The organism is Stenotrophomonas sp. AS012628, from assembly GCF_010608305.1.
In the GTDB taxonomy this organism is placed as follows: domain Bacteria; phylum Pseudomonadota; class Gammaproteobacteria; order Xanthomonadales; family Xanthomonadaceae; genus Stenotrophomonas; species Stenotrophomonas geniculata.
The window spans coordinates 1-5,248 of record NZ_VMBJ01000087.1; the positions used below are offsets into that span (position 1 = coordinate 1).

Below are 5,248 nucleotides of genomic sequence, written 5' to 3' on the forward strand. Positions count from 1 at the left end.
TTGGATCTGGTGTCCAACTCCCGGGGGTCACTTCATGGATGGGTTTACGGCGTCCCCCTCAACCGGACCCACACCGCCATTCCAAGGAATACCCGCTTTTGACGTTGACGTTGATTCGGCAGGTGCAGGGCGCAGCCCTGCCGCCCCCGTCATTCCGCGATCAGCACCAGGCCATCGGGGAACACGATCGCCGCTTCATCGGCGCTCACATCGAAGAACCCCACGCCGTGCTTCTCGGCCAGGTCCTGCACGCGACCATGCGCGTGCTCGGCCACCGAATAGGTGAATGCGCCATAGATCACCTGCTGACCGATGCTGTACTCGGTCACTTCGGCACGATCGTCATCGTCGTTGCTCAATGGGCCGTTCAACGGCGGGAAGTCCTGCGCCATCTCCGTGAACCACGCCTGCAGCGCCGGGCTGCTGACGGCCGGGTCGTCATACTCGTGGCGCTCGTTCCACTGCGTCTGCTTTTCGAACCAGGCGATGAAAGCCGCCGCCTCACGTGGGGCGGCGCTGGCCTCGAACACCATCATGTCGTAACTCATTGAACCGTCCTGTTGCAGTGCCGGGGTCTGCGGGCACACAGGGTAGCGCGCTACGTCTGCGTCGCCGTGTCCATTGCCAGCCCCGGCGCCAACGCTTTCGCCTCCGGGAACAACGCAAAGCGCAGCCCGATCAGGCCCATCAGCGCCTCGTCGCGGGCCTTGCAGGCGCCCACGCTGCCGACCCGGCCCAGCGAGGTATCCAGCCGCTCACGCAGCGCCTCGGCCGCCACAATGGGTTTGCGCGCGGCGATCTGACGGCGGTAATGCACGGCGATCTCTTCCAGGATGTGCTCGACCGCTTCGCGGCTGCGCTCGGGCAGCTCCAGCCGCGCGCGGCGCAGCTGCAGGATGTTCAGGCCGATGCGCGCCTCATTGAGCATGTCCACCGAAGCGATGTCACTGCCCTCGGGCGTCGCCGCCAGGCGCGGTGCGAGCAGGCCCAGCAGGTCGAGCATGCGCGCGGCGAAGCGCTGGCGGTCCTGCTGGCCACGCCCTTCGGCGGCTTCGGCCAGCGTGGTCCAGCCCTGCCGCACCAGCCGGCGCGCGGTCCATTCGGCACCCACCGAACGGAACAGGCGGGTCATCACCACCGCAAAGCCAATGCCGATGAACATTGCGATGGACGAGTTGAGGAAGGTCTGGATGTTGGCGCTGTAGGTGTTCTGCAGGCTCAGCAGCGCGGCCAGGTTCACTGTCAGCGGCAGCGCGAACAACGCGCTCTTGGGGTGGTGCAGCATCAGCCCCAGCGGCAGGAACGCCACCGCCAGCACCAGTGCCAGCAGGCCAAAGTCGTGCACGGCCGGGAACACGCCGAACAGGTACACGCCGGCCACCACCGAGGCGACCATCGCCCACACCAGGAACGACACCATGCTCGGTGCCGGATCGTCCTGTGCGGCGAAGAACGCGGCGGTCACCGCGGCCATCATCGCGCCGTTGCCGCCGCCTTCCCATCCCAGCGCGATCCACAGCACGCAGTAGCTCATCAGCGCCGCGCCGGCACTGAGCGCGGAGAACAGCGCCATGCCGTAGTCGACGTGCTTGTCGGCGGCCACGCGTTCGGTGCGGATGCGGTAGTGCGCGCGGTCCAGCGGCGCGGTGCCGTGGTCGATGGCGTGCTGCAGGGTGCGGCAGTCCTGCCACAGGTCCACCAGTTCTTCCAGGCGCAGCAGCAGGCTGGCCAGCTGCAGGTGCTGCAGGTCGCGGTCCACCTGCGGCTTCAGCGCACTGATGCGTGCGCGCAGGCGGGCGTACTCGCTGGCATTGGTCGGCCCGTCGAGCCAGTCGTGGATGTCGTCGATCAGTTCCGGCAGGCCTTCCGGCAACGCCTGGCCATCGCTGCGCAACGCACTCAGGCGGTCGGCGATCGAGGACAGCACCGGCAACAGCAGCAGCATGCGCTCGCGCAGGCGCTCCATCGACACCGCCGACCCTGCATGGCGTGGATCATCGCGGCGCAGGAATTCGATCAGCGCCTCGAACTGCACCAGATCGGCGGCCAACCGGTTGCGTGGCGCGTGTGCACGGCCACGTTCCAGGATCTGCCGGCACCACTGCGCGGCGTCCTCCATCCAGTTGCCGATGCGGGCGCGCAGCATCGGCCGCACCGAGGCCGGGAACAGCAGCGAGGCGAACAGCACCGCCACCACCGTGCCGAGGATGATCTCCTCGCTGCGCGCCACCACCGTGTCGAAGATGGTTTCCGGCGAGGTCACTGCGGGGAAGCCGATGAAGGCGGTGGTGTAGCCGGCCAGCAGGAACGCGTAGCCGCGCGGGCCGCGGTTGAGCAGGGCCATGAACAGGCAGCCGGCCAGCCAGATCGACATTGCCGCGCTCAGGACCAGCGGAGTTTCCACCAGTGCCGGCAGCACCAGCAGGGTGGCCAGGCCGGCCACCAGGGTGCCGACGATGCGGTACACGCCCTTGGCGCGGGTGGGGCCCAGCAGCGGCTGGCTGACGATGTACACGGTGCCCATCGCCCAGTACGGGCGCGACAGGTTGCCGGCCATGGCGATGTACAGCGCGGCCACCGCGGCCAGGTAGGTCTTGATCGAGAACAGCCAGGCCTGGCGGTCGGTCAGCGCGTTCATGGCTTACTTCGCTGCGGTCGGGGTGCCGGCCGCAGCGGTGCTGGCTTGCCAGCCGCCGCCCAGCACCAGGAACAGATGGATCTGGTCGCGTGAGACCTGCGCTTCGGCGGCGGCCAGGGTGGCATCGCTGGTGGCCAGGCTGCGGTCGGCATCCAGGCTGGACAGGTACGGCGTGCGGCCACCCTGGTACAGCCGGCGGTTCTGCTCGGCAGCCAATGCGGCCTGTTCCTGCGCGATGCGCAGCGACTGCAGCCGGCGCAGGTCCTGCGCATAGCGGTCCAGCGCGGTCTGGGTCTCGCGCAGCGCCTGCAGGACCGTGTGGTCGAACTCGGCCAGCGCCGCGTCGGCACCGGCTTCGGCGGCGTGGATGCGCGCGTGCGTGCCCGACGACGGCAACGTCCACGAGATCAGCGGGCCGATCGACCACTGCTGGGTCATCGGCGTGCCGAAGTCTTCCAGCAGGCCGGCGGCACCCACCGAGGCACCCAGGCGGATGTCCGGATACAGTTCGGCGGTGGCCACGCCAATGCGCGCGGTGGCCGAGGCCAGCTTGCGTTCGGCCTGGCGCACGTCCGGGCGGCGCTGCAGCAGCGCGCGGCCATCACCGACCGGCAGCGGCTGCGCCAGGCCGGGGGCGTGTGCACAGTCGATCACGCCAGCCGGCAGCTGGCCCGGGGTCTGCCCGAGCAGGGCGGCCAGCGAATAGGCGGCCGCCGACCGCTGCGCATGCAGCGGCGGCAGTGCAGCTTCCAGCAGCGCCACCTGGGCATTGGCGCGGGCCAGCTCCGGCGGCGTGCCACGGCCAGCCGCGATCAGGCGCTCGGTAACGGTGCGGCTGCGCTGTTGCAGCTGCAGCGAATGCTCGGCCACGTGCAGTTCGTGGTTGGCATGGCAGATTTCCAGGTAGCTGTCGGCCACCTGGGCGACCACACTGACCTGGGCCAGATCGCGTGCCGCCGCCACCGACTGCTCGTCGGCACGCGCCGCTTCGGCGCCGCGCTTGAGCTTGCCGAACAGGTCGAACTGGTAGCTGACCGCGAACTTGCCATCGGCCAGGTTGATCACCGGCAGCTCGTGCTCCTGCAGGAACGATTCGGCCGACAGCTGCGCGCGGCTGACGCCGGCCTCGGCCTCGTACTCGAAGCCGCCGGCGTCCAGCGCCTGTTCGTACACGGCGGCGGCGCGGCGCAGGTGCGCATCGGCGGCCTTCAGTTCCACGTTGTCACGCAGCGCCTGGGTGATCAGCCCGTCCAGCACCGGGTCGTTGTACAACGACCACCAGCGGTCGGGCAGCGCCTGGTTGGCGGCCACCTGCGGGTTCTGCGTATCGATGAAGGCCGCATTGGCCTCCGGGCGCTTGAACGCCGAGCCTTCCGGCAGCGCGTAGTCCGGGCCGACGGTCCTGCACGCGGCCAGGCTGGCCAGCGCGACGATCAGGCCGAGACGGGGCAGGGTGGCGTTCACAGGCCCGCCTGTGTCGGCGCGGTGCCGACCTTGTCTGCATGCTTGGTGCTGTTGGTCTGTACGGTCACCGTGGCGGTACGGCCGGCAATCAGCTCAACGCCCTTTGGCACTTCGTCGATGGCGATGCGCACCGGAATGCGCTGCGCCAGCCGCACCCAGTCGAAGGCCGGGGTCACGTTCGGCAGCAGGGTGCTGCCGTTGCTGCGGTAGCGATCCTCGATGCCGGCGGCGATGCTCTCGACATGGCCGCGCAGCGGCGCCGATTCGCCCATCAGGCGGATGTCCACGCGCTGCCCCGGGGCCACGCCGCGCAGGCGGGTTTCCTCGAAGTAGCCGTCGATGCGGAACGAGCCGGTGTCCAGCAGCGCCAGCACCGGCTTGCCGGCCACCACGTAGTCGCCCACGCGCATGGTGCGGTCGTTGACCCGGCCATCGGCCGGTGCGCGCACCTCGGTGCGGCCCAGGTTGAGCTCGGCCAGGTCGACCGCCGCCTGTGCGGTGCCCAGCGCAGCCTGTGCAGCCTGCAGCTTGGCGCGGCGCACTTCGGCGTCCTCGGCGGCGACCAGGTCCTGCAGGCTGCGGTCGCGGCCGATCTCGCGGCGCAGCTGTGCCACCGAGGCTTGGCGCTCGGCCAGGCTGGCCTTGGCCTGCTCCAGCGCGATGCGGTAACGGGCGCGGTCGACCACGAACAGCAGGTCGCCCTTCTTCACCGCCTGGTTGTCGGCCACGTTCACCGTTTCCACCAGGCCCGAAACATCCGGCGCCACCTGCACCACGTCGGCGCCGACATGGGCGTCGCGGGTCCACGGCTCATCCATGTAATAGACCCACAGCTGGCGCAGCACCAGCAGGGCGACGATCACGGCTGCGCTGGTCAGCAGTATGGGCAGGGTCTTCTTCACGATCTTGTTCACGATTGCATCCAACGCAGGAGGTGGAACAGCAGGCCCAGCACGATTCCGTACAGCGCCAGGTTGAACAGCGCCGGGTGCCAGACATGGCGGTAGGCGCCGGCACGCTGCAGCAGCGCGTGCAGGCCGCTGTTGACCAAGTAGGCCAACAACATCAACCCGAGCAGGGTCGGGACGAACACTCCATGGAGACTGAATTCACCGGGCATCGGAAGGGGCGGGGGCGAGGTGGGGG

The 5,248-nt window shown here is 69.2% G+C and carries 5 protein-coding genes; all 5 read right to left on the reverse strand.

Features of this window, described 5'->3' with window-relative positions; all coding sequences use genetic code 11:
• Positions 1-149: 149 nt before the first annotated feature.
• Genes G5A07_RS20955 through G5A07_RS20975 form a run of 5 tightly spaced genes read right to left on the reverse strand, consistent with a single transcriptional unit; the run spans position 150 to position 5,222 of the window.
• On the reverse strand, positions 150-548 hold the full coding sequence (locus tag G5A07_RS20955; RefSeq protein WP_126560700.1) for a hypothetical protein: 399 nt from the start codon (positions 546-548) through the stop codon (positions 150-152).
• A gap of 50 nt (positions 549-598) precedes the next feature.
• Positions 599-2,638 carry an FUSC family protein gene (locus tag G5A07_RS20960; protein ID WP_191863949.1) on the reverse strand — a complete coding sequence of 680 codons (2,040 nt, stop codon included), beginning with the start codon at positions 2,636-2,638 and terminating at the stop codon, positions 599-601.
• Positions 2,639-2,641: 3 nt separating this feature from the next.
• On the reverse strand, positions 2,642-4,102 hold the full coding sequence (locus G5A07_RS20965; RefSeq protein WP_010487499.1) for an efflux transporter outer membrane subunit: 1,461 nt from the start codon (positions 4,100-4,102) through the stop codon (positions 2,642-2,644).
• Complete coding sequence (locus tag G5A07_RS20970; protein ID WP_010487500.1) at positions 4,099-5,016, reverse strand: HlyD family secretion protein; 918 nt, start codon at positions 5,014-5,016, stop codon at positions 4,099-4,101. The genes G5A07_RS20965 and G5A07_RS20970 overlap by 4 nt, the downstream gene beginning before the upstream one ends.
• A complete protein-coding gene (locus G5A07_RS20975) occupies positions 5,013-5,222 on the reverse strand; it encodes a DUF1656 domain-containing protein (protein WP_010487502.1) in 210 nt (69 codons plus the stop codon). The genes G5A07_RS20970 and G5A07_RS20975 overlap by 4 nt, the downstream gene beginning before the upstream one ends.
• Between the last annotated feature and the right edge of the window lie 26 nt (positions 5,223-5,248).